Genomic DNA, 23,992 nt, shown 5'->3' with positions numbered 1-23,992 from the left:
TTTAAGCCTACCGCACTACCTCGACCAGCTAAGAAGATTCACCCCAGCATGAAGCATGCGCTGCTGCAAGGCCGCAATACCCTCTTCTTTGGCTATCTTTAACTCCGCAGAGTTGATCAGGATTAGTTGCAGCATCAGGGTTGTAACCTCTCCGGTGTGCAGCATGGGAACCTTCTCACCCCATACCGAGGGGGAGATGAGAAGACCGTGCTGCACACTAAACTCCGGGCGATTGAGAATACCGGGCACGATGGTACCTGGGTGAGCGGGAATCGCGCCGCGAGAATCAAGAAGTAATTTCGCTGCCGCATCGACCACAGGCAACATATCGGTGGGCTGATGCACACTTATACTGAAAATCTCGCAGCGGATATCTCGGCCGTCAGCCTGCAAAAACTGATCATGCTCGTGGAGGTCGAGCGTGCTCACTATATGCTGCTCCCCCATGGATCCACTCGCGAGACTCAGGTGTGTAACATCGGAGGTTACATAACTGAGCGGAGTGGGAAAGAGCTGACTGATCCACGCTATCGATTCATCAAGATTAAACACGATCGAGCGCTGCTTGAGCCTTTTCCGCGGCGGCGAGCAATACACAGGTAGCCACGCCGTCCATGGCTACCTCGAGTTCGGCTACGGGTGGCAGTGAGGGGGCGAGACGTATATTGCGGTCATCCGGGTCGTGCTTGAGGGGGAAGGAAGAACCTGCCGCGGTGAGCGCTATGCCGGCTTCTTTGGCGAGCTCCACCACGCGCGCTGCGGTGCCGTCAATGACGTCGAGGGAAATAAAGTAGCCGCCTTGAGGGGTCGTCCAGGAAGCCACGTGGTAATCACCCAGACGCGAGGAGAGAATTTCGAGAACTTTCTCAAATTTCGGGCTGAGCGATGCTGCATGCTTGTGCATATGCTCGCGCACTCCATGGGCATCGTGGAAGAAATAGGTATGGGCCAGCTGGTTGATTTTATTGGGGCCGATTCCGCGCACATTGGCGATCTCGCCGTACCATTTCAGATTATCTTCAGACGAGGCAAAGAAGGAGACACCAGAACCCGCGTGGGTGATCTTCGAGGTTGAGCTTACATACCAGAAGCGGTTTGGGTTTCCTGCCTGCGCTGCCAAGGTTAGGACATCTGGATTCTCTGGGAATTGATCAGTGAGAGTGTGGACCGCATAAGCGTTATCCCACATGATTCTAAAGTCCTTAGCAGCGGTATCCATTGCCGCTAACTCGGCACAGACCTCTTTGCTAAAGCTAATGCCGGTGGGATTACCGAAAATCGGAACTGTCCACATGCCCTTGACGGCGGGATCTTTGACGAGTTCCTTGACAATATCCATATCTGGGCCGTGCTCCGTCATGGGAACTGGAATCATATCGAAGCCAAATTTCTCCGTGATGGTGAAGTGACGATCATAGCCAGGTACCGGGCACAGCCACTTGATAGTATCTTCCTCACACCACGGGCGGGGAGAATCCTGAGTACCGAAGGCATAGGCCCATGAGATGAGGTCAAATTCGATATTGAGACTCGAGGCGTCGCCGGCGATAATATTGCGTGGATCCACCCCGAGGACCTCGGCCCAGAGTGCGCGGATATCATCGATGCCATATAAGCCACCATAATTTCGGCAATCAGTGCCATCATTGGCGTGGTAGTTAGCACCGGGAAGTGAAAGCAGCTCGTTGGAAAAATCTAATTGTTCTTGAGATGGTTTTCCGCGGGTGAGGTCGAGGGCCAGGTGACGCCCTTTGAGTTTGTCGTACTCCGCTTGGAATTCTTTCAAGGAAGAGACGAGACGATCAGCATTGTCATTGATCAAGGGCATGTGCAGCACCTTCCACAGATTGGCATTTACTTCCAATTACGAACAGTAATGCCTCTGAAGAGGAAAATAAAGGGGACTCCGTACACCCGCCAGAGCCCACTGACCCTTGCTGCATTCCTGCCCTGGGGGAGTTCATGGGATAAACGCCATACGAAGTCCTAGAACTAACTCTAACCGACCCCTTGCCAATTGACCAACTGCATGGCGAGATCACGGCGTCTAGCATTGAGTTTGTTCCCTCGCTTGGGCATTGTGTAGAGTATTGCACGGTACATTGGTTTTCGTTTTCCAACGTTTTTCAGTGTTCTGGAGGATTCGACTAGCGGCCTATGTCACACGCCTGGAACGCGTGCGGGGCTAACGCCCCTCGTGGGTTCAAATCCCACATCCTCCGCCATTACCCCCTGATAGGAATATCAGGGGGTTTTCGCTTAGCCAAAGACCGCTACCCTCATGGTTAATCCACCACTACTAAGCATCGAAGCATGAGTCGTGCCCGAAGCTTCGCGCTCTAACCGTAATGATCTAGTACGCTGCCCAAGGGGCCAAAAAGAACTAGGGGCATATCCACACTCAGCCTCTAATGGTGCCTCTTATGGTGTCATCGTGACTATCGCCTGCTACCAGTTGTATACACCTACTGTGAGTGCCCAGCCATAGCAAGCGAAGAGAATCCCTTGTGCTGGTTTAGCGTCGATACGCGAGGGCTTTGCCATCAACCGCAAGATACAGCCGCCCCTCCGCATCAAGGTACGCGCGCGGCCCCTGCTCCATATACCGGGCAATAAGCTGACCGTATGTAAAGGCAGGGCAACCCACGCGGGTAGAAAAAGCCCCTAGGGCAATCAGACGATCTTCCTGAAAATGAGCCCAGCGGGTCGAGGCATTGCAATCGTAGGGATAATCTATGAACTGAGTATCCCCTGGCAGATCAGCTGTCGGGAAGGGCTTAGCATCCTCTGAAAGATCCTTAAAATATTCGCCGAATTGTAAATAATACTCTGATGTATCTCCTGTGATATCTAAATACCACGTGCCGCGGCGCACCTGATCTAATTGCTCAGGCGTCACTGGGTGAGCCGTATGAGGAAGATTCACCTCCCAGTTCGGCGCAACAGCATCGTTGGGGGTAAATCTCTCCGAACTTTTTAGCTCACCTGAGCTGGAGAAACCGACAAGTCCAATGATTATGGCAAGAATAATGCCGGCAAGGGCCTGGATAATAGCAACCATAGGGATTTCCTTCATAAGAGAGAAAAATTCGTGACACGGTGCGTCCTGGGAACAATCTAAGCAGTGCCAAGAACAGGGAAAAGTACCTTTATCATAGCTACCCTGCATATATTCCTTAACCGGAAAAGATATAGGGCTCGCGCGATAAGGTCTGAGGATCAAAGGCATTAAGCAATTCCTCAGGGGTACGAGCATCGACTCCGATCGAACGTGCGATGCGGGGAAAAACATCCTCCATCTCCCGGAAGGTCACTGCCCCGTCTCTCTTTGCAAGACGCTGTCTTTTGCTATTAAGGACCAGCGGGACGTGGACGAATTCCGGTACCTCAAACCCTAAAAGGTGCGCAAGATAGGCTTGGCGGGGAGCGGAACTTAAGAGGTCATCGCCGCGCACAATTTGATCAACACCTTGATAGGCATCATCAACTACGACCGCCAAATTATAGGCCCAATCAGGACTCTGACCGCCGCGGCGCAGAATCATATCATCCACCGGTCCGCGAACAGTGCCCGCATAGTAATCTGTTATATCCCACTGGCTCACCTGCGCACGCAGGCGCAGTGCGGGAACGCGATTTGAGGTGGCTAATTCGGCCCGCTTCTTTTCACGCACCTCGGCGCTAAGATCGCGGCAGGTACCAGGGTAGTGGCCGGGGATAATGTGGGGAGCAGAAGAAGCCTCAGCGATATCCTTGCGCGAACAATAGCACTCATAATAGGGCAATTTCTCCAAAGCCTGAGAATAGGCGGAGAAGCGATCGTGCTGGTACAGGACGCTTCCATCGAAATCGAGGCCGAGGGCACTAAGATCCTCAATCTGGCGCACAGCTGAATCCATGGATGATCGTTGGGTATCAATATCTTCAACACGAAGCAGAAACCGCCGCCCCGATTGCCGGGCGAACAACCATGCAAGAGTGGCAGTGCGCAGATTACCGAAGTGGAGGTCGCCACTGGGGCTAGGGGCATAGCGGCCGGCTGCAGAAGTGGGGGTGCTCATAGTCTTATCGTAGAATCTTTTCCATGTCACGTTATATCCCCACCCCATCAAGTGCTTATCCTGTGCTCTTGGCACTCTTTGTCACTATTTTCATCATTTCGAATATCACGTCGACCAAAGGCGTGATGATGGGTCCACTGGTGACGGACGGGGCCTTTTTCCTCTTTCCCGCGGCGTATATTATCGGCGATGTCTTGAGCGAGTGTTATGGGTTTAGAGCGGCGAGACGAGCGATCTGGACAGGTTTTGCGGCGATGCTACTGACGGTGGTGAGTTTTTATATCGCCATTGCATTGCCCGCCGCGGATTTCTACGTTGGCCAGGAGGCCTTCGCTACTACCTTAGGATTGGTGCCTCAGATCGTCGTAGCTTCGCTCGCCGGATATGCGGTGGGGCAATTATTGAATGCTTGGTTGTTGACCTGGATGAAAGATCGTCTTGGCGAGCACGGACTATGGAAGCGGTTATTAGGGTCAACGGTCCTGGGAGAATTCGGTGATACTTTAATTTTTTGCTTGATTGCAGCACCTGTTATTGGCATTAGCACCGTGGGGGATACGGCTAATTATGTTCTCGTGGGCTTCCTATGGAAAACCGGAGTGGAGATTCTTGTTATGCCAGTTACTTATCGAGTGATCGCCCTGGTCAAGCAGCGCGAGCTGATCACCGAATAAAAAATTCCCTCTCGTATTGAGAGGGAATTTTTCTATGCAGCGCGTTTTTCCTTCACGCTCATGAAATAATCCGCCATAAAATACATTGCGGTGCCGAAGGCGGCAATGAGTGCCAGCACTAAAAGAATCGAGTTATAGCTTAGATCCGTTGCCTGGAGGCGCGCAGTATAGGCGATGCCAAGCGGGATGCCAATATTAATAGTGAGGTTGTAGAAACCGATCGCAATACCCGACTTAGCGGCGGGGATATTGCTCAAGGCGGTCTTCACCAAGGGGGCATAGAGCAGGGCAAAACCAGAGGCAAAGAGCACGATGGAGAATACCATCACCCAAATAGAGACCTCAATAGCTAGGACTCCCAACAGCAAGGCCGCGATAATTGAGGCGAGCGCAATCAAAATGGTGATCCGGGAATTGAGCACCCGTCCGATCTTTCCCGATAACACGCCGACGATAATGGCGCAGACATAGCCTGGAATCATCAGCATGGCGCTTCTATCCTGGCTTAATCCGTAGAGATCACTGCCGGCGAAGGGCAAGAGGAAGATATAGCCTAATTGGGTGGAGTAGATAATAAAGACCAGTGCGATTGCCCAGACGTAGCGTTGGTTTTTGAAAAATTCCACCGTTACTAGCGGGGCCTTGCCTTTGACCACGTGGAAGGCGAAAAGCGCAATACCAGCAATGGCCATAACAAGCCAGATCGGGTTATAGGCTTGGAGGAACATCGTTAACGAGGCAGCGAAGACCGCGATGAGGATTAATCCGTAGAGATCGAGTGAACCATCTGTAGAGACTTCCTCAGGAACATTCTTTATCAGGAAGGGAACGGTGAGGATGAGTACCAGTGGTACCAAGAACATCGCGGTCCATGAGATATAGGTGGAGATGAAGCCTGAGGTCAAGGCGCCAATGAGTAAGCCTGATTGGAAGGCCGCAGTGGAGAAGCCGAGGTAGGTCTTCTGATCTTTCTCTTCTAAGTGCTTGGTTACGTAGATCACGTATAAGGTCTCTGCGGAGGCGAGACCAGCGGTTTGTACAATGCGGCCGAGTAGCACCATGGGCCAGATAGTGGAGAAGAAGAAAGCCATGAGCGAGCCGACGGTAGTAAGAATAACGCCGACGATCATGAGCTTGCGAATGGAGATAGAATCAGCGAGCGCAGCGTAGACAACGGCGCCGATACCAATAATCACACCCGCGAGGGAGGCTTGTAGGCTGGCAACATTGGGAGCGATGCCTAAGCCTTCAGCCATTGGGCCGGTCATGGTTTTGAATCCGTTGTCGACCACCAGGCAGAAAACGAAGGAGAAGAGCAATACGGGTACCGCGGCTTTGGGGTTAAGCGCTGGTGAGGCAGGAGCGCTGCCGGTAGAGGTTTTCATAAACTACCCTTAGATAACGAGCCAATAGGACGGGTTGAACGCTTAGAGCTTAGCCAACGGCAAAGCTAATTCCATCATTTGAGTGAAGGCATTTTGACGCTCGTCAGCGGTGGCGCGGGCACCGGTAACGAGGTTGTCGGAGGTGGTGAAAATACCAAGGGCATCGACCCCGGCGCGCGCAGCGATGGCATAGAGGGCTGCAGATTCCATTTCGACACCCAGCACGCCCATCCGAGCCCAGCGGGCGTTGGCGGTTTCGTCGTCGTTATAGAAGATATCGGAAGAAAGAATATTGCCCACATGTACAGGTACATTCTGCTCTGCTGCCTGATCGGTCACTGCCTTGAGGAGCTTCCAGGACGCGGTAGGAGCGTAGGTACCTGGGATATTGTACTGCGACATGAAATTGGAGTCGGTGGACGCAGATGCGCCAACGATGACATCGTAGAGATTGATATTTTCCTGCATCGCGCCGATGGAGCCTACCCGGATGACTTTTTTCGTGCCAAAGAAATTGATGAGTTCGTAGGCATAGATGCCAATTGATGGCATTCCCATGCCGGATCCCATGACCGAGACTGGGGTTCCTTGGTAGGTGCCAGTGAAGCCGAGCATATTGCGGACTTCATTGAATTGCACGACATCGTCGAGGTAGGTATCGGCAATGAATTTGGCGCGTAGTGGGTCGCCGGGCAAAAGAATGGTCTCGGCGATATCGACGCCTTTAGGGTTGATATGTGGGGTGCTCTTCTCGGCCATGGTTCCTCCTTGGCTGTATGGGATTATATGAGGGTTGTCTGGGATAATTGACCCTTTAGCAACCAGTTAAGCCACGGATCGAACATATGTCAATGCCCCAAAGCACAGATGCTATCTTTTGTGAGCAAGGGCATAGCCCTAAACCAATTTTTTGCGAAAATCGATCGGATGCCCAAAGGCCCAATCCTTATCGGTGGCCATTCGAGCTACCGACAAGCCGCCCGCGATAAAGAAGATAACCAATCCCGCATCCACGGCATTTGCAATGGCGCTGGAGATATCGTGACTCACTAATCCATACACCGCACGGTACATCATAGGACCTGGGATCATAATGACAGAGGCAGGCACCGTCATAGTAATACGCGGTATATCAAAGCGCCCCACTAATGCCGGCCCCATCAACCCAATAAGGAGCCCTCCAATAAAGGCACAGAGGAAAAGTGGATACCCTAGTTCTACGAGTGCCAAGCGCACTAAGTTCACCACCGTACCTAGGCTTGCTGCCAGCACAATCATCCGCCGTGATGAATTAAAGAGCACCGCGAAACCGGCGATACCAAAGAAGCTAGCAACGGTAGCGATCCCGAACCACTTTAATCCCGTCTCATAATAGATAGGGTGTGAGGGATTGAGGCTGATAGCGAGACCCGTCATGGTCACGGCGAAGGTGGCAGCGAGGCTGATCTGGATGGCATAAATCAATCGGGAGAAGCCAGCAGTGATATCAAAGCGCGCCAAGTCAAGCAGGGCTGCGAAGAGTGGGAACCCGGGAATCAGGTAGAGCACACTCGCTACATATCCAGCTGAAAGCTGATCGCGGCCGATAATTCCCTGGTGAAAAGCGAGTAACCCTAAGCCAAAGAACACCAAGCTCGATATCACGCCCGCAATGGCTGTGGTTCCAAGGTGATTAAAATGCCGGTGCGCTAGCAGCCCACGCACTATCTGACCAATGCCCGCGGCCACCGCCACGATCGCCGAGGTAAGCAGGAGAAAGTGGTTCAGCAAAGCGAAGCCAGCACAGGCTAGCCCTGCCGCGAGAGCTTTCTCCCACCAGCTCCACCGAGGCCCGGTAACCTGTTCGATCCAATCGAGGGTGGCCTGCAATTCCCCGAGCGTAATTGGGTGATGCAGGCGGTTATGGGTAAAATCCTCAATCGCTTCGATGCGCGAGGAATTAATCGCGAGCACGGCGTTCGAGGATACCAGGGTGCGAAATTCGCTGCCTTTGTAGAAGGTGCACACAAGCGAGTCAATATTGACGACGACGGCGAGATCATCGAAGCCGATCGAGCGAGCGGCGCGTTTCATGGCGCGCACCACGCGATAACCGCCGGTGCCAGAGCAGAGGAGCATGGTGCCAAGGCGCATTATTTGATCCGCCTCGACACCCATTTCCAGTTGTCGCTTGAGATAATCCACGGTTGCTTATTGTAAACGATAATCAAATAGCGCGGGAAGGGCTGAGTTTTTCACTAACGCATTCTACAAGCCACAACCGCTTTTTTCTATTGTCATTATCACACTATGCTCTTCGCCACCATTGGGCGAATGTGCGCAGGTGATATCCATATATCCGAATATATGCATTTCCATTAGCGCTAGCATAATCTCTGGCACGCTTTTAGGAAAACAAAGAAAGAAGAACCCTCATGCGCGCGAAGACATTCGTCATCACCGGATTCGCCCTCATACTCACCGCTTGCTCCTCCCCCGATCAAGGAATGAACAGTGCCGAGAGCACCCCAGGCTGCCCCTATTCCACTCTCGATCTCGCCGAAACCGCACTCGGCGTCTGGCTGCCCCACAAAATCATCCGCACCTCGGATACAGACAATCAGGTTTTTGAATTTCGGGTGCGTGATAATCACTTCGACCCGTGCCAACCACTCAGTTGGGTAGTACTCGAGGGCAACCTCAACAATGAGAACCTGAGCCAACCGGGGTCACGCCGCGAGAGTATGCTGCTCTTTAGCCACGATAAACTTATTACCGATGCACCCTATTTCCTGGCGCAGAACCTTTCCGATATTCACAGCGAAACTGGGCTCATCAGCGCAACCGTTGACGGCAGCACCATCAGGTACCGACTTTTAAACAGCGGCGTTGATCTCGAAGGCGACCTACAATCCACTCCCCTCCACCTCGATTTCACTACGGCCCCACCAGCAGATATCACTCCTGCATCCTTGCGCGGTAATGCACACCATAAAGTGATCAGCGCCCAGGCGGATATGGCTAAGGTCCTTGGCATACCCATGGGCGAACACGAAATCTACTGTGATTTTGAGAACGCGGAGAACTTCATCTGTGAGGATCATAGCGGCTTCGACCCATGGCCAACCACCACCGGAGCTGGGAGGGGGAATTATATTAAGGGCTCTCTAAAATTCCCGCCAGAACTCGATGTGGACTGGTTCGCCCCGCGCCTAGGCAAGGCCGAAGAGAATCTTCCCCATAATGCGCTGATCACCCTCGGGGATATCAGCGTTGACACCAGGGGCGAAACGGTACGTATTGTCTCCCACGATAATCTGGTCACCCTTGGTGATGGCATCGCAGACCTCACCCCCGAGGTATCCAGCACAGTTGATACGTCGCGGTATCCTAAGAACCTGAAGCCGTGGACTTCTTAGCATAATAGCGGCCGAGGAATTCTTCCTTGAACTCGTTGTAATATCCACCGTCGATGGAGGCTCGAATATTGTCAACGAGTCGCACCATAAAAGTCACATTGTGCATGGTGCATAATGTTCCTCCGAGGAATTCCTTGGCCTTGAACAGGTGATGGATATAGGCGCGCGTATAATTTTCCGAAAGGTATCCGCCGAATTCCTCATCGACCGGCCTAAAATCGCGTTTATACGGTGCGGCTGTGAGATTAACGCGCCCATCAAGGGTGTACACACCTCCGCGTCGCCCCAACCTCGTGGGGGCTACACAGTCGAAGGTATCGGCTCCGGCCTCGATGGCAGTAAAAAGATCGTCTGGTTCGGAAATGCCCAGCAAATGGCGCGGTTTTTCGCGCGGTAATTCATCGCAGACCCAGCCGACAATGGTCCCTAAATTCTCCTTTTCCAATGCGCCACCAATACCGAACCCTCCAAAGCCGCGCTTTCCTTCCGCCTCGTGCGCAGCAGATAATTCAATGAGACCTCGTGTTGCCTTGCGCCGCAGGTCTTCGTACTGCGCACCCTGCACCACACCCCAAAGGGACTGCTTCGGTTTGTGCGCCCGCTCGCGCGTCAGTCGGTCATGTTCACTTAAGCAACGTTGCGCCCAGCGGTGGGTACGCTCTACAGATTGCTCCTGGTAAAGACGGGTGTCAACGAGAGTAGTCAGCTCATCGAAAGCGAACATAATATCGGCACCGAGCTGGTGTTGGATCTGCATTGATTTCTCTGGGGTGAAGCGGTGCCTCGACCCATCGATAACACTGCGGAAATCTACCCCATCTTCGTCCACATTCGCATAGCGGTCTTTCTTCTTGGCCCGGATATCTCCCTCAGTGAGCTGGGCAGTATCCATGGCGAGAACCTTCTTGAAACCAACTCCCAAGCTCATCACTTGGAATCCACCAGAATCTGTATAGGTTGGCCCGTTCCAATTCTCGAAGGCAGCTACTCCCCCAGCCTCGTCGACAATATCAGGACCTGGTTGGAGGTAAAGGTGATAAGCATTCGACAAAACCGCTTGGGCACCAGTTTCGCGCACTTGTTCTGGGGTGAGAGTCTTCACCGTGGCCTTTGTTCCCACTGGGATAAAAGCAGGGGTAGCAATATCGCCATGCGGGGTATGAATGACCCCGGTACGACCATGACGTCCCGGGGCAGGTTCTAGTTCAGTGCCAACAGTAAAGCTCAAATCCATGGTCGACAGTTTACTGCATGGCACCCTTAAAGATCGACGCGCGCCGCCTTCTTGGTGTCCTGTCCTGATTCTAGAGACGTGCCTTCAACATCAAGATGCGGAAGGATCTTATCCAACCATGCCGGCATCCACCAGGTTGCGCGTCCGCAGATGAACATAGCGGCGGGAACAAATGCCATGCGAATTAAGAAAGCGTCGAAAAGTACGCCGGCACCGAGTCCGAAACCGAAGATCTTGATAAAGGGCAGCGGTTGTCCGATAAAAGCGGCAAAGACGGCGATCATAATCAGCGCTGCAGCCGTGACCACGCGTGCACTGTGGGTGAAGCCAAAAATGACCGAGGCATCATTGCGGTTATAGGGCGAATCTTCGCCCTCTGCACTGTGGGAATAATGTTCCCGCATCGCCGAGACAATGAATACTTGATAATCCATCGCCAGCCCAAAACAGACGCCAATGAGGAAGATGGGCATAAAAGCGATAATGGGTGCAGGCGTCCCAACCAGACCCCATAGGCCCTCTTGCCAGAAGAGAACAGTGACACCGAAGGCGGCACCTACTGATAGCAAGAATCCAAGACCAGCGATCAGTGGCACCACCACCGAGCGGAAGATTATGAGTAAAAGTACGATGGCAAGACCCACTACGATCAAGAGATATAACGGCATCGCATCAGCTAGGCGGTTAACCACATCCTGCTGCACGGGCACAAGTCCGGTGATTCCTGTAGTGATACCTGTGCTCTTTGTTATCTCAGATTCTTGGTCACGTAGCGCATTGATGAGCTCGTTAGTTGCGGGGTCAATATTCGATCGCGCTGAGGTGAGTAGCATCTGAGCCGCTTTACCATCATCGGATACTTCGACGATCTGGATATGCTTGACATCTTGATTAACCGAGAATTTTTGGATGACATGGAGGTAGGAGGCAAAGGCTGCCGCAGCGCTGCGGTCAAAAGGACCCGTGCTGGGATTGTGGTCAGCTTCTTGGGCTGCCACCACGGGCGCGAGAACAGCGGCTTCGGGATCGACCTGATGGGCATCAGCGACCACGAGGAATTGAGCATCAGCACCCGGACCAAAACCTTCGTAGAGTAATTCGGCTTGTTTGCGTTGCGTCGTCTCATACGGCGATTGGCCATCAGAGGGCAGGGAGAGATGCAAATTGAGCCCTGGAGCAGTGAGCGCGCCGAGTAAGAAGATCACCACGGCGATGACCACTCCGGGGAAGCGATGCACGAGAGTAACCCAGCGTTGCCCCATGGTGACCGCTGGTTTGCGGCGGTTCTCAATCCACGGAATCCGGCCCTTAAAGGCTCGATCGCCAAGCACACCGAGCACTGCAGGCAGCATGGTTAGTGATACCGTCACTGCAATAAGAACAGTTAAAGCTGCGGCTAGACCCATATAGGTGAGGAAGAGAATATTCGCCACTGCCAGTGCAACAAGGGCAACAATCACAGTCAGGCCTGCAAAGACTACCGCGGACCCAGCGGTGCCCACCGCCATCCCGACTGCTTCTTCGGGAGGATAGCGCTTGAGTTCCTCTCGATAGCGAAAGAGGATAAACAGGGCGTAGTCGACACCCACAGCGAGACCTAACATGACGGCAAGAACGGGAGTGATGTTATTCAGGGGCACCCACGCCGTTGCGAGGGTGACCGCGAGTGAGCCCAACGCGACCGACATCACCGCGATCAACAGGGGCATACCGGCTGCGACAAGGGAACCGAAGGTGAAGATGAGAATGATGGCCGCTACGGCTAGTCCGATGATCTCCGAGGTTTCCTCGATCACGATCGGGTCGCCGTAGCCCGGGCCACCCGCCTCGACTTCTAGGCCCGCGGCGCGACCCAAATCCATAGCCACCGCCACCGTTTCCCGCTGATCGTCGCTGACATCGGCGGGCAGGGGAACATCAAAGGAAAATGTCGTATAACCAATGGTGTCATCGGCACTGAGCAGTGCAAGATTCTGGGCGTCTAGGCGCGCATTCTCCTCGGGAAAGCCCTGTTCCGTGGCCGCCTCGATCACGTATTTCTGCAGTTGAGGGCTTAAGGTGACGGGATTACCAAAGCGCTGCGTATCCGTGAGGCCTTCAAGGTTCTTCTCGATATATTCCACGACCTCATCAACGGCAGCGGAATTTTGAGGATCAGTTAACTTTTCCCCCGGTGGAGCCTTGAACGCAATGGTGACGCCGGTGGAATCGAGGGGAGATTTTTGATCTGGGAAATTGCGCGCGAGCAGGTCGGTTGCTTTTTCAGCCTGGGTTCCTTCGATGGCGAAGACGTCATTATAACCCTTCTCGAAGGCAAAGGCTGATCCACCGAGTGCTCCTAGGATCAGCAACCACGCAACAATAACGAACCAGCGCGCTCGAAACGACCAGACGCCTATTCTGTACAGCAATCGTGCCACGAATGCTCCCTTTCTCCCCTGCGTATATTCCTTCTCCCATATGCTACTACTTCACCCTGGATGGCAGAGCTTCTCTTTTGCTTCTCTTCTGCTTCTGGTCTGCGTTTAGAGTAAGTATGGGTACCAGACCTGCGGGTTAGGGGTTCTAAAACGAAAAGGATCAGCTGTCGATTAAACAGCTGACCCTCTCATTATTGGCGGTGGCGGCGGGATTTGAACCCGCGGTTGGGGGTTACCCAACACTCGCTTTCGAGGCGAGCACCTTCGGCCACTCGGACACGCCACCGTTTGCAAAGTTTAGGGGATGGGGAACGCGGGGGCAAATTATATAAAAACGCCCTCCCACATAATCTGTGGGAGGGCAAAATAAGCTTTGCGAGAATTTACTTCTCGTCGTCCTTCTTGAAGGAACCAATTACCTTATCGGCTACTTCTTTAACCTTGTCGCCGGCATTGTGCACGGCATCCTTAACATCAGCAACGACCTGGTCGGCCTTGCCCTCATCCTTGAGGCTCTCGTTATCAGTAAGGTCACCAGCGGCTTCCTTAGCCTTGCCTTTAAGGTCGTCAACGGTATTGTCGAAATCAGACATTATTGCTCCTTTAGTTCCAGTACCGCTACCACACCGGTCATTGCCGAGGGGAGCCGATACTGATTTTTATCCTAGAGCAGCTGGGTACAGCTGCACGCCCCATTATAATCCTAAATTCCTAAAAGAGCTACGTCTTTTATAAGAAGATCCACAGGATGAGCTACCGCTAGCCTGCAGAATCAACGTAATGAACGAAAAAACTGGCGCAGGAGAGATGCGCACTCATCGCCAAGCACCCCACCCGAAACCTGCGGGCTGTGGACAGCTAGCGGTGCCCGAGGGATATCAATCCACGAGCCACACGCTCCGGTCTTGGGCTCAAAGGCCCCAAAAATTATATGATCGATCCGAGCAGAAACCGCCGCGCCCGCGCACATGGCACAAGGCTCAAGCGTGACTACTAGGGTACATCCCGTTAAGCGCCACCCGTCATCGTGGTGCTGCGCTGCTTGAGCTAATGCCATCATTTCGGCATGACCGAAGGGGTCCCGATCAGTTTCCCGACGATTATGCCCCATACCAATAACATCCCCGGCCGCATTAATCACCACCGCCCCCACGGGGATCTCTACACCTGGGCACCTCGTGGCCTCAGCAAGAGCACGGCGCATATAGGTCTCTGCACCCTGCTGGTGCTCGGGGCGCGGTAATACTGGTGGATCAACACTGCTCGTTGCAGGGCGAGAGGTCTGAGGGCGCGGATCCATCAGGCGCTCTATTCGCTGATATCCATACCGACGGCGCGACTGAATTCCTCCTCGCAGCCTAATTCTTCACACAAGCTCTGCAGCTGTTCAGAGGCCCACCACTCGGATTCATCGCACAGGATAGAAAGTACCTGCTCGCTGATGCCAAGATCGGCTAGAATATCGAAATCGCCGTCAGGCCAGCCTTCGGTGTCGGCAAAGTCCTCCTCGGGAATATCGGGTATATCAATATCCATCTCTTCGAGGAGCGAAGCGGCGAAGTCATCGACAGCTGCCATGGAGGCGTCGGAAAGAAAGAGTCGGACGCGGCTCGGAGTTGGACGGACGATGACAAAGTACTCATCATCGACACATAAGAGGGCAAAGGCCGCAGACTCCGCGCGCAAGCCGCGCACAGCCTTAATGGCGGTTTCGATATTGGTAGAGTCCTCAGAAAACCGTCGAACCTGCCAGTTCGATTCGGATCGGGTGACAGTTACGGCAAAATTACGCTCCATACCGAACAACCTTAGTCCTTGTGTGCCACACTTAGCATGTGAGTATTAACCAAATTTCCCGTCCCGTCTGCATTCTTGGCCTCGGTCTGATCGGAGGCTCACTCATGCGCGCCCTCCACGAGCACGGCGTCGACGTCTTCGGCCACAACCGTTCACCGTCTGCAACCCGCAAGGCCCGCGCGGAAGGCTTTGATGTGACCACGGATCTCACCGAGGCTCTAAGTCGCGCGGCGGAGAGTAATGCTCTTATCGTCCTCGCTACTCCAATGCCCGCTGTCGCCTCGCTACTCGACGCTTTGAATGAATATGCTCCGCACTGCGGATTCACCGATGTCGTCAGCGTCAAAGGCGAAGTATATGCCCTCGTGAAAAGCCGGAATATGCAAGACCGCTACGTGGGAGGGCACCCCATGGCAGGCACGGCCGAATCAGGGTGGGACGCTTCCTTCCCAGAGCTCTTTCGCCGCGCCGTGTGGGTAGTTACCTTTGATCACCTCGTCGATTCAACAGAGGTTAGCCGTACCTGGAAACGTCTCTGGATTGATGTGGTGCATATGGCCACTCTCGTGGGGGCGGAGGTGGTACCCGCTCGGGTCCATGCCCATGACCTGGCCGTTGCACGGGTGAGCCATCTACCTCATATTCTCGCTGAGGCCCTCGCGATCGTGGGAGATAATGGTGGGGCACTCGCCCTCTCTCTCGCGGCTGGTTCCTTTCGCGATGCCACCCGTGTTGCCGGCACATCACCATCCTTGGTTCGTTCGATGTGCGAGACCAACCATCTTGCCCTCGGTGAGGCACTCGATGAATGTTTAAGCATTCTCCGTGATGCTCGTGCCCATCTGAGCCCACCACAGGCTGAAATTCAAGATTTAGTCGATAGTGGTTACCGCTCTCGCGTGCGCTTTGAAGCGCGCTCAGGTCTTAATGCCTCTCAGTCTGTCAGCCCCGCCAAGATCTCCAATCGCCCCGTTTTCCGGTTGCACCACGACGGCACCGATTGGGCCAATCAGCTTATTCAGGCCGAAAATCTTGGTGCCCGCATCGAAGTGCTCTAATAACAGGCAGACAGGAGCATATAAAGGCATCTCCAGCTAGCTTCTACCGCGAGGCCCGAGAACAAAAAGAAAACCCACTTCAGACTTGGTGTGAAGTGGGTTTTCTTTTTATGGTGCGCCCGGAGGGATTCGAACCCCCAACCTTCTGATCCGTAGTCAGATGCTCTATCCGTTGAGCTACGGGCGCAAAATTGCGCTGCGGTGCAACGAAGTAAAACACTACACCGCAGCTAAAGACTTTCGCAAATGGCCTAATAGACGGCCATTTCATGAGATCCCTACAGCACAATGAGGCCAAAGGCAGGAACTGCAAGGAAATAAGTTACAAGGGTAACGAGTACAACTCCGATTACATTCAACCAGATACCACCCTTGATCATATCGCCAATTTTGACGTATCCAGAACCATAGGCGATAGCATTAGGTGGGGTAGCCACTGGCAGCATGAATGCGCAGGTTGCGGAGAGCGCAACTGGAATCGTGAGCAGCAGAATATTCTGATCTCCCGAAGCCGTAAGCCCAATACCTATGGCTACCCCGGCCATGATTGGCAGGAAGGTAGCCGCGGTGGCAGTATTTGACGTGAATTCTGTGAGCAATAAGACCACTGCAGCAATGGCGAAGATCAGCAGAATAACGGGAAGCACTCCGAAGCCTTTAGCTAATTCACCAATCCACAAAGAAAGCCCCGACGTGGCGAACATTTTCGACAACGCTAGGCCACCACCGAAAAGAAGAAGCACATCCCAGGGGAGCTCATTAGCTGTTTTCCAATCCATCAAACGAACGCCGGTCTTGGGATTAGCAGGGATAATAAACATCAGCATCGCGGCACTGAGCCCGATAGCAGCATCGGCTACCTTAATATCGGATCCGGTCCAAGAAATTGCCAAGGGGAGAAAAACCCACGCGAGGGCCGCTCCAATAAAGATCACTGCGGTGGCACCTTCACCGAAGCGGATGGGTCCCATGAGAGCAAGTTCCCGGCGGATCATCTCCCGTCCCCCCGGAATATGATCGACTTCAGGTTTAAATACCGTGATTAAAACCGCCCAGGCGATCACCATAAATACCAACGCTAATGGAATGCCAACCAGCATCCACTGCCCGAATCCGATTTTAACGTTGTGGTTATCCGCCATATAAGCCACGAGCAGCGCGTTTGGTGGGGTACCAATGATGGTGCCCAAGGAACCGATGGAAGCAGCATAAGCAATGGCGAGCATTAAACCGGTGGCAAATTTCTTTTGATGAGCCATTCCCCCGACGGTATCTGCAGTGAGCTGTAATACCGATATGCCAATGGGTAGCATGACCACAGCAGTAGCGGTATTAGAAACCCACATAGACAAGAATCCGGTGGCTAACATAAAGCCAGCGATGAGCTGCTTGGGTTTGGTACCCACTAGGAGCACAACATTTAAGGCAAGTCGACGGTGTAAATTCCACCGCTGCATCCCGAGAGCAAGGATGAAGCCACCCATAAAGAGGAAGATTGTGGGAGAGGCATAGGGGGCGGAAATATCTCCAAACCCGATAACCTGAGCCATCGGGAAAGCGACAAGTGGAACGAGCGCTGTAGCGGCCAAGGGGATCGCCTCTGTCATCCACCACGCTCCCATGAGCACCGCCACCGCGGCGGTGATACGGAGCGTATTATAATCAAATTCCTGATCGGGTTTGAGCTCGCGCACTAGCTCCACTGAGGATTGCGGGAAGATTAGATAAATAATGATCGCGGCGACGAGACCACCGATGAGGCCGATCGCTTCGCGGCGCCACTCTTTGGGGTCAAGAGCTTGTGAATCTTCAGCGAGGGCGTGCGCTGATGACTCGTGAATAATAGGAATACTCATGGAATATCAACCTCCTTCGTCAGCGGTCTTTGGATTGCCAAGACCGACTAAGTGAGTCTCGCAGCCTCCAATCCTCGGCCGAACGTCGCATGATATCAGTCAGCGGTTACGAAACCAGTAGTAGCTCATTAGATTACCCTTAATGACTTTGGTTGCACCTAAGAAAAACGTTATTTTCCCGGCCACAGACACCCTAAAAGGGTCAAACTTGCAGGATATACCATTTTCCAAATCCGTATATTTCTCCGCAAAAACTGATGCATAAGCCCCTAGATAGGGGTGGAAACGTGTTCTTAAGTTCCTCTTCAGGCGGCATCGTTAGCTTTACGATGTGCACATGCATTATCACCTGAAATCGCGAAGATTCACGCGGGCACCGCGATTAACGCGTCTAAAGAACGCTGATGGCACATGAGAAATCCCAGCCAGTTGGTAATCTGGCTGGGATTTATTTGGTGCGCCCGGAGGGATTCGAACCCCCAACCTTCTGATCCGTAGTCAGATGCTCTATCCGTTGAGCTACGGGCGCCTGGCGGAGACGAGAGGATTTGAACCTCCGGTCCTTCGTTAAAAGGACAACTCATTAGCAGTGAGCCCCATTCGGCCGCTCTGGCACGTCTCCAAACCACAAGGCGATCCAAATAATTGAATCTCGCTAAATAATACGCACAACCCCAGCCGCGGCGCAAAACTGCCAAGTAAAACCTTGTATTCTCGACGCTCAACGCGATGATTCAGCACCCTGCAGTCTAGAATAAACCCATGCACATACGCGGCGACTTGAACGACATTCCTCCCTATATTCCAGGTGAAAACCTGCCTCACGCCCTTAAGCTCTCCAGCAACGAACTCAGCCACCCGCCACTTCCAAGCGTTCAGGAAGCCATGCATTCTGCGGTAGCTGGGGTGAATAGGTATCCAGATATGTCCGCCCGCGCCTTGAAAGCTGAGCTCGCTGACCACTTGGAATTAGATGAAGCCTGCGTCACTGTAGGTTGCGGATCCTCTGCGCTGTGCCAACAACTTGTGCAGATTAGCTGCCTGGCGGGCGAGGAGGTCATCTTTCCGTGGCGCAGTTTTGAGGGCTACCCCATTTTTGCGCGCGTCGCCGGCGCCCGTCCCGTTCCAGTGGCTCTCACCTCAAACTTTGAGCACGATTTAGAAGCGATGCTGGCTGCTATTACAGAGCAGACGCGTTTGATCTTCTTATGCAATCCCAATAACCCCACTGGTACAGCCCTGCGCGCACCAGAATTTGAAGAATTTATGGATCAAGTGCCGTCTACTGTTATTGTTGCGCTCGACGAAGCCTATATTGAATACCTCCGCGATCCGCGTGCACCCATTGCCCTCCGCTACCTTCAGCGCTATCCCAATCTGGTGGGCTTAAGAACCTTCTCGAAAGCGTATGGCCTTGCAGGTTTGCGTATCGGCTACGCTTTCGGCAATCCCGCGATTATGACGGCCCTGGATAAGGTCGCGATCCCGTTCGGGGTAAATTCGCTCGCTCAAGCAGCAGCTATAGCCAGCCTGCACGCTCATGACGAAATTTTAGAACGCACCGAAGAAGTCGTGGCACAACGCGCACGGCTCGCCGATTTTCTAGAGTGCGGCAATTCTGAAGCAAATTTCCTCTGGTACCCCACTGATCAGGCGTCGATAATAGCTGCGAACTTACGCGAACAAGGGGTGATCACACGCGCTTTCCCAGAAGGCCTGCGCATAACCGTGACCACATCTACAGAGTGCGATGCGCTGATGGGAGCGTGGGAGGCTTGTGGACTGGCCTAGAACTTCAAACGCGTCTTAATTCGCCATTCATGGATAGTCAACCAAATGAGGATGATATCGATAATAGTCAGGGTGAGCAGCCCAATAGTGACCTCAAAATACATCTCATAGCTTTGATAGACTACAAAGCCCACTAAAACGGCGATCATCAGAGGATAGGCCCATAATTTGCCGCGCAAAACTGCCACAATCAGGATGGTTTTCACCACCGCATGAACTACTAGATAGAAGACGATATAGTTCTGAGTGCTGATGTCAATACTGTCGACGCTATTGATAACCGCGCGCGCGAATGGAGCGGAGGGGTCGGCGAGGAGCTGATCGCGGGTGAGCCATTCAGCCATATCGCGCCAGCGTTCCACAGGAATGACCTTGATCAGGGCGGCAAGGATAAGCTCGAAGAATCCCAAGATTAGCTTGAACCACAGCGTCGCTTTGAAGGTGCGAATCAAGACTTTATCTTGCGTACTTAGGTCTGCGTTTTTCAGACTCACACACTGTCCTTTCCAGCGCCACAGAAGTTCTTCACTCCGCTGGGATTACACCCCTTTCGCGAAGTAAACTACTGGCGACTATTGTAACCCTGCCACGGAAAAACACCAGACAGCGGCTGCTTCTTCAGATTCTAAATGACTACGTTGATTTCGCGGCTTTCAGAGCGATGATTTCCAGGCATTTATAATCCACATCAAGGTTCGGGATCTTATGCGTTAGCCCACTCGTAATTGCTCGCCTCCTTTTAAGAGTTGGCCTGATTTTATGAGAAATACTGCCAGATATTAAATGGGAGAGGAGTTATTGGTCACCTCAAGGGGATACCACTTTCACCACGGAGGACATAGCAATCACTCGTCGCCTCGCTCGTACGTCTCCCACTAGCTAGTTAATCTTTTCGACCGTGATTATTCGTAGACGGCAGGTTCCATCGAAAAAAACAGCATATCTTTGCGGGCACATAACCTCTCAGGACACAGCAGGCGAGGGTGGATTGGGTGAGGGGTCTACATCAGAAGAAAAGCAGAAAGCAGTAGACAATCTGTAGCAGGGAGACTCCCACCAACCCCACTGTTTTCGGGCTATGAGTTTTTTGTATAGGGGTGGCGTCGATTTTCGCCATCGGAGTGTGGGCTCCTGCTGGATTCTTGACAGTTTAATTTTGGGGCCATTTTGGGGCCACTAGGGTCATTTTGGGGCCACCTTAGGGCCATTCTCGAGACAAACGAGAACAACAGCAGATACCTCACAGGAGACAAACGAGAACAACAGCAGATACCTCACAGGAGACGATAACCCCTGCTAGACAGCAGAAAACCCAGCTACACGAGGTAGCTGGGTTTTTTTCCTTGCGGAGATGGAGGGATTTGAACCCCCGGTTGGTTTCCCAACGCTGGTTTTCAAGACCAGTGCATTCGGCCGCTCTGCCACATCTCCAGTGCGATTTTTCGCTTCCCAGATCATACATCTTTTCTGAAGGACACGCATAATCTACGGTAGCCTTGACTGTTATGAAAGCTATCGCAATTACAGAATCCAAAAAACTCGAACTCCTCGAGACACCAACTCCCCGTATCGCTGATGGAGAAGTACTTGTTAAGGTGCGCGCGGTAGGCGTTAATCGCGCTGATATCTTGCAAGCTGCCGGCCACTATCCACCCCCTGCAGGGGAATCCGAGATCCTCGGATTGGAGTGCGCAGGAGAAATCGTCGATCCTGGGACCACTCATAGGAAGAAGGGCGAAAAGGTTGCGTGTTTGCTTGCTGGTGGTGGTTACGCCGAATATGTGGCAGTACCTGAAGGTCAACTCTTCCCAATTCCGGCGGGTTATAGTTTCGCTGAGGCGGCTGCAGTAGTAGAGGTGGCAACCACCGTGTGGTCGAATATCGGCATGTTAACAGGCTTAGAAAAAGGACAGACCATTCTGATTCATGGTGGCGCAGGGGGAATCGGCACCTTTGCTATCCAACTGGCAAAACATATTGGGGCTCGAATTGCGGTGACAGCTGGCAGTGATGAGAAATTGCAACTGTGTCGCTCTTTAGGAGCCGATATCACCATCAATTATAAAGAGCAGGATTTCGCCCACGAGTTGAAGAATTCCTGCGACCGTATCCTTGATATCATGGGCGCAAAATACCTTGACGCTAATCTCGACGCCCTTGCTCCTGATGGACATATGGTCATTATTGGGCTCCAGGGTGGGGTCAAAGGTGAGCTCAATATTGGCAAGCTCTTAACCAAGCGGGGCAGTATCTCGGCTACTGCTTTGCGGGCCCGCGACCGCGCCGATAAGGCTCGGGTTGTCGCCGATACCACACGTCATATCTGGCCTCTTTTGGAGTCAGAAGTGATTACTCATCATATTCACCGAGTATTCCCACTCGAGGAGGCTCAACGGGCACACGACTTACTTAAGTCTGGTGAAGTTTCTGGCAAACTTGTTTTGGAAGTTTCGTAAAACTCGCGTTTGAGCTCCCTTCCGCATGGGGGCACGCGAGAAGCCCTCGCTTTTTTCGTGTAGCGATTTTCTCAAAGAGTACACGCTGCCAGGAGCTAAGCGAAGGCTTCGTCAGTTTTGCGAATTCCTATTTAGGCAGTAATCCCGCTTCGCGGGCGAGGTACGCAAGAATGGAGGCAATACTCAGCGTCAGACCGGTAGCCCAGAGGATGGTGTAGGTTGTACCGATCCGGTAATTATTAGCAGCATCATTCTTAAGCGAGCTCTTAAGCGCCCATGCGTTTGCTGGAGTGTCCTCGTATGCATCAATGGCGGACCCGAAGCCGGGATGCACATTATCAGGGTTGGAGGCATTGTCAATCAACCACCGCCCAGTCTCGTAATCCGAAATGGTCGAAGAGGTTTGATCCTTGGCCTGAGCCACCGCAGTGGACAATGACAAGGCGGTAACGGCAGCCATGAGGGCAGCAGAGAATCGCTTCATGAGAGCTCCTAAGCTTGAAGGTTAAATTTGAAGACGCGTAGACACTTTCGACGTTGTCTACGGGCTATCAGTATCATAATGAGATAGTTATTTATTAAAATATCCAATACTAGAAATCAACCCTTTTAAGGGGTAGTTCCTCTAACAGGCGCCCTCGACGAGGGCAGCTAGACTCTGGACCAATCTATCAATATCGTGCCTGGTGTTATAGGGAGCCAAACTGCACGTAATAGCACCTTCTTCCTGATTGAGGCCCATCGCTACAAGCAGCGGGTCATGCGTGGTCAGAGTGCTCACAACGCGATTATCAACCAGGTACTGATGGATTGTTTCCGCGCTTAAACCTGGAATGCAAAAAGTGGCACGAGGAAGCCGTGGCACCACCGAACCCATAGCTAACTCCCCACTGAGCCCAAAGGTGTATACGCTACTTATATGTTGTAAGGAATCATCGAGGTAGTGACCTAATTCGGTGAGGTATTCCCCCGCAGAATACACACTTCTCTCTAGACGGCGCCGCCTGGAGCCGCGATCCTGCTCCTCCATATCGGCTAGGTGCTCGATAGCCGCAATAACTCCCGCCATCAAAGCTGAAGAGACATCATTAATGAATACATCCCCCGCAAGGCGCGGCACCATGCTCGCACGCTGAAAAGCTAGACAGGATAGGGCAGGACCCCCGAGAACACTCAAATCGAGCGCAATGATATCTGCGCCGAGAGCTTCGAAAGTGACGGAGCTAAAACCCAAGGTAGGTGTAGCGTCGACAAGCAACCAACTGCGGGAGGTAGCGTGAATAATCTCGCTCATGCGCACCAGGTCATGCATAGAGCCAGTTAGCGGATGAGCACTCATGAGCGAGACCAGGCGGGTGGAGCCGGTAATGAGGGTGGCAAATTGCCATGGAGGTACCTCTCCCGTGCCTAAATCGGACTCGGCAACAATAGTGGGTCTACCGGTGATAGCGTGAGTATTAAATCTCGAGGTAACTACCTCCCCGCCTCGGCGAAAGAGCGGTTCCACCGCACGCGATAGACGTTCGTATAGAACAGGCAGGCTAGGTCCAAAGATGATGGCGTCAGCTGTCGTGCCGGTGAGGTCAGCCACCGCGATGCGCGCACTGTTTTCCAAACCATCGGCGCCGAAGCGAACGCTGGTGCCGGCGCGACCATGAGAACCGGAGGCGCTTTCTTCGTAGTCCATCACCGCGGACATGCGGAAACCACGGGCAGTAGCGCTAGCGACTGATTCGGGAATTTGGGGGCGCTGGGCGGCATTCATATAGATCCAGCCATCCGCTAAAGATGGGTATAAACCCCTCATGCGTGCGCTATCGAACATCACAGTACCGTATCTCCCACCGTCTACCGGTATACCG

General features: G+C 53.0%; 21 protein-coding genes, 6 tRNA genes and 1 other RNA gene. 6 read left to right on the top strand and 22 right to left on the bottom strand.

The window, feature by feature from the left end:
* Positions 1–15: 15 nt before the first annotated feature.
* The 3 genes from NXS13_RS07715 to ffs form a co-directional block, all read right to left on the bottom strand.
* A complete protein-coding gene (locus tag NXS13_RS07715; RefSeq protein ID WP_259079114.1) occupies positions 16–552 on the bottom strand; it encodes a suppressor of fused domain protein in 537 nt (178 codons plus the stop codon).
* Complete coding sequence (locus NXS13_RS07710) at positions 545–1,828, bottom strand: aminotransferase (protein WP_259079116.1); 1,284 nt, start codon at positions 1,826–1,828, stop codon at positions 545–547. The genes NXS13_RS07715 and NXS13_RS07710 overlap by 8 nt, the downstream gene beginning before the upstream one ends.
* A gap of 66 nt (positions 1,829–1,894) precedes the next feature.
* Positions 1,895–1,991: signal recognition particle sRNA small type (gene ffs, locus NXS13_RS07705), an RNA gene on the bottom strand.
* Between the two features lie 145 nt (positions 1,992–2,136).
* Between ffs and NXS13_RS07700 the strand changes: the two genes are divergently transcribed.
* Positions 2,137–2,225 (top strand) — tRNA-Ser (locus NXS13_RS07700).
* A gap of 290 nt (positions 2,226–2,515) precedes the next feature.
* Here the strand turns inward: NXS13_RS07700 and NXS13_RS07695 are convergent.
* Entirely contained in the window at positions 2,516–3,061 is a 546-nt protein-coding gene (locus NXS13_RS07695) for a hypothetical protein (RefSeq protein ID WP_259289577.1), read from the bottom strand.
* A gap of 115 nt (positions 3,062–3,176) precedes the next feature.
* Complete coding sequence (gene gluQRS / locus NXS13_RS07690) at positions 3,177–4,061, bottom strand: tRNA glutamyl-Q(34) synthetase GluQRS (RefSeq protein WP_259289576.1); 885 nt, start codon at positions 4,059–4,061, stop codon at positions 3,177–3,179.
* Between the two features lie 23 nt (positions 4,062–4,084).
* Between gluQRS and NXS13_RS07685 the strand changes: the two genes are divergently transcribed.
* Positions 4,085–4,735 carry a queuosine precursor transporter gene (locus NXS13_RS07685; RefSeq protein ID WP_259289575.1) on the top strand — a complete coding sequence of 217 codons (651 nt, stop codon included), beginning with the start codon at positions 4,085–4,087 and terminating at the stop codon, positions 4,733–4,735.
* 32 nt (positions 4,736–4,767) lie between these two features.
* Here the strand turns inward: NXS13_RS07685 and NXS13_RS07680 are convergent, their stop codons facing one another.
* The 3 genes from NXS13_RS07680 to NXS13_RS07670 form a co-directional block, all read right to left on the bottom strand.
* A complete protein-coding gene (locus tag NXS13_RS07680; protein WP_259079135.1) occupies positions 4,768–6,120 on the bottom strand; it encodes an MFS transporter in 1,353 nt (450 codons plus the stop codon).
* 42 nt (positions 6,121–6,162) lie between these two features.
* Positions 6,163–6,879 carry a purine-nucleoside phosphorylase gene (gene deoD, locus NXS13_RS07675; RefSeq protein WP_259289574.1) on the bottom strand — a complete coding sequence of 239 codons (717 nt, stop codon included), beginning with the start codon at positions 6,877–6,879 and terminating at the stop codon, positions 6,163–6,165.
* Between the two features lie 138 nt (positions 6,880–7,017).
* Positions 7,018–8,304, bottom strand: a complete 1,287-nt coding sequence (locus NXS13_RS07670; RefSeq protein WP_259079138.1) for a threonine/serine exporter ThrE family protein — start codon at positions 8,302–8,304, stop codon at positions 7,018–7,020.
* 230 nt (positions 8,305–8,534) lie between these two features.
* On the opposite strand from NXS13_RS07670, the gene NXS13_RS07665 reads away from it, so the two are divergent.
* On the top strand, positions 8,535–9,518 hold the full coding sequence (locus NXS13_RS07665) for a hypothetical protein (RefSeq protein ID WP_259289573.1): 984 nt from the start codon (positions 8,535–8,537) through the stop codon (positions 9,516–9,518).
* Here NXS13_RS07665 and tgt read toward each other — a convergent pair.
* The 6 genes from tgt to NXS13_RS07635 form a co-directional block, all read right to left on the bottom strand.
* Positions 9,490–10,752 carry a tRNA guanosine(34) transglycosylase Tgt gene (tgt, locus tag NXS13_RS07660; RefSeq protein ID WP_259158533.1) on the bottom strand — a complete coding sequence of 421 codons (1,263 nt, stop codon included), beginning with the start codon at positions 10,750–10,752 and terminating at the stop codon, positions 9,490–9,492. The two genes, NXS13_RS07665 and tgt, sit on opposite strands and share 29 nt — an antisense overlap.
* A gap of 26 nt (positions 10,753–10,778) precedes the next feature.
* The gene (locus NXS13_RS07655) at positions 10,779–13,172 is read right to left on the bottom strand and encodes an MMPL family transporter (protein ID WP_259158534.1); all 2,394 of its coding nucleotides are present in this window, start codon (positions 13,170–13,172) and stop codon (positions 10,779–10,781) included.
* Between the two features lie 195 nt (positions 13,173–13,367).
* Positions 13,368–13,458 (bottom strand) — tRNA-Ser (locus NXS13_RS07650).
* Between the two features lie 97 nt (positions 13,459–13,555).
* The gene (locus NXS13_RS07645; protein WP_259079146.1) at positions 13,556–13,765 is read right to left on the bottom strand and encodes a CsbD family protein; all 210 of its coding nucleotides are present in this window, start codon (positions 13,763–13,765) and stop codon (positions 13,556–13,558) included.
* A gap of 179 nt (positions 13,766–13,944) precedes the next feature.
* Positions 13,945–14,376: a nucleoside deaminase gene (locus NXS13_RS07640; protein WP_259289587.1), complete on the bottom strand. Its 432-nt coding sequence runs from the start codon at positions 14,374–14,376 to the stop codon at positions 13,945–13,947.
* Positions 14,377–14,480: 104 nt separating this feature from the next.
* The gene (locus NXS13_RS07635) at positions 14,481–14,969 is read right to left on the bottom strand and encodes a tRNA adenosine deaminase-associated protein (protein ID WP_259079147.1); all 489 of its coding nucleotides are present in this window, start codon (positions 14,967–14,969) and stop codon (positions 14,481–14,483) included.
* A gap of 38 nt (positions 14,970–15,007) precedes the next feature.
* On the opposite strand from NXS13_RS07635, the gene NXS13_RS07630 reads away from it, so the two are divergent.
* On the top strand, positions 15,008–16,027 hold the full coding sequence (locus NXS13_RS07630; protein ID WP_259079156.1) for a prephenate dehydrogenase: 1,020 nt from the start codon (positions 15,008–15,010) through the stop codon (positions 16,025–16,027).
* A 111-nt stretch (positions 16,028–16,138) separates the two neighbouring features.
* Here the strand turns inward: NXS13_RS07630 and NXS13_RS07625 are convergent.
* The 4 genes from NXS13_RS07625 to NXS13_RS07610 all read right to left on the bottom strand — a co-directional run bounded on the left by NXS13_RS07625 (position 16,139) and on the right by NXS13_RS07610 (position 18,505).
* Positions 16,139–16,214, bottom strand: a tRNA-Arg gene (locus NXS13_RS07625).
* A 91-nt stretch (positions 16,215–16,305) separates the two neighbouring features.
* Positions 16,306–17,883, bottom strand: a complete 1,578-nt coding sequence (locus NXS13_RS07620; RefSeq protein ID WP_259158536.1) for a DASS family sodium-coupled anion symporter — start codon at positions 17,881–17,883, stop codon at positions 16,306–16,308.
* Between the two features lie 453 nt (positions 17,884–18,336).
* Positions 18,337–18,412: transfer RNA gene (locus NXS13_RS07615), tRNA-Arg, on the bottom strand.
* A 1-nt stretch (position 18,413) separates the two neighbouring features.
* Positions 18,414–18,505 (bottom strand) — tRNA-Ser (locus NXS13_RS07610).
* A gap of 140 nt (positions 18,506–18,645) precedes the next feature.
* Between NXS13_RS07610 and hisC the strand changes: the two genes are divergently transcribed.
* On the top strand, positions 18,646–19,674 hold the full coding sequence (gene hisC, locus NXS13_RS07605) for a histidinol-phosphate transaminase (protein WP_259079171.1): 1,029 nt from the start codon (positions 18,646–18,648) through the stop codon (positions 19,672–19,674).
* Here the strand turns inward: hisC and NXS13_RS07600 are convergent.
* Together NXS13_RS07600 and NXS13_RS07595 are read right to left on the bottom strand one after the other, a co-directional pair.
* Positions 19,671–20,168, bottom strand: a complete 498-nt coding sequence (locus NXS13_RS07600) for a DUF2127 domain-containing protein (RefSeq protein ID WP_259289572.1) — start codon at positions 20,166–20,168, stop codon at positions 19,671–19,673. The two genes, hisC and NXS13_RS07600, sit on opposite strands and share 4 nt — an antisense overlap.
* A gap of 852 nt (positions 20,169–21,020) precedes the next feature.
* Positions 21,021–21,105 (bottom strand) — tRNA-Ser (locus tag NXS13_RS07595).
* A 74-nt stretch (positions 21,106–21,179) separates the two neighbouring features.
* Here NXS13_RS07595 and NXS13_RS07590 point away from each other — a divergent pair.
* Positions 21,180–22,130 carry an NAD(P)H-quinone oxidoreductase gene (locus NXS13_RS07590; RefSeq protein WP_259289571.1) on the top strand — a complete coding sequence of 317 codons (951 nt, stop codon included), beginning with the start codon at positions 21,180–21,182 and terminating at the stop codon, positions 22,128–22,130.
* Between the two features lie 127 nt (positions 22,131–22,257).
* Here the strand turns inward: NXS13_RS07590 and NXS13_RS07585 are convergent, their stop codons facing one another.
* Both NXS13_RS07585 and NXS13_RS07580 read right to left on the bottom strand, forming a co-directional pair.
* Positions 22,258–22,614 (bottom strand): hypothetical protein, encoded by a 357-nt coding sequence (locus NXS13_RS07585; protein WP_259289570.1) that lies wholly within the window; start codon positions 22,612–22,614, stop codon positions 22,258–22,260.
* Positions 22,615–22,755: 141 nt separating this feature from the next.
* Entirely contained in the window at positions 22,756–23,895 is a 1,140-nt protein-coding gene (locus NXS13_RS07580; RefSeq protein ID WP_259289569.1) for an aminotransferase class V-fold PLP-dependent enzyme, read from the bottom strand.
* Between the last annotated feature and the right edge of the window lie 97 nt (positions 23,896–23,992).

The organism is Corynebacterium sp. ES2730-CONJ (assembly GCF_024834055.1).
Taxonomy (GTDB): domain Bacteria; phylum Actinomycetota; class Actinomycetes; order Mycobacteriales; family Mycobacteriaceae; genus Corynebacterium.
This window is presented reverse-complemented; position numbering and strand designations above follow the sequence as displayed.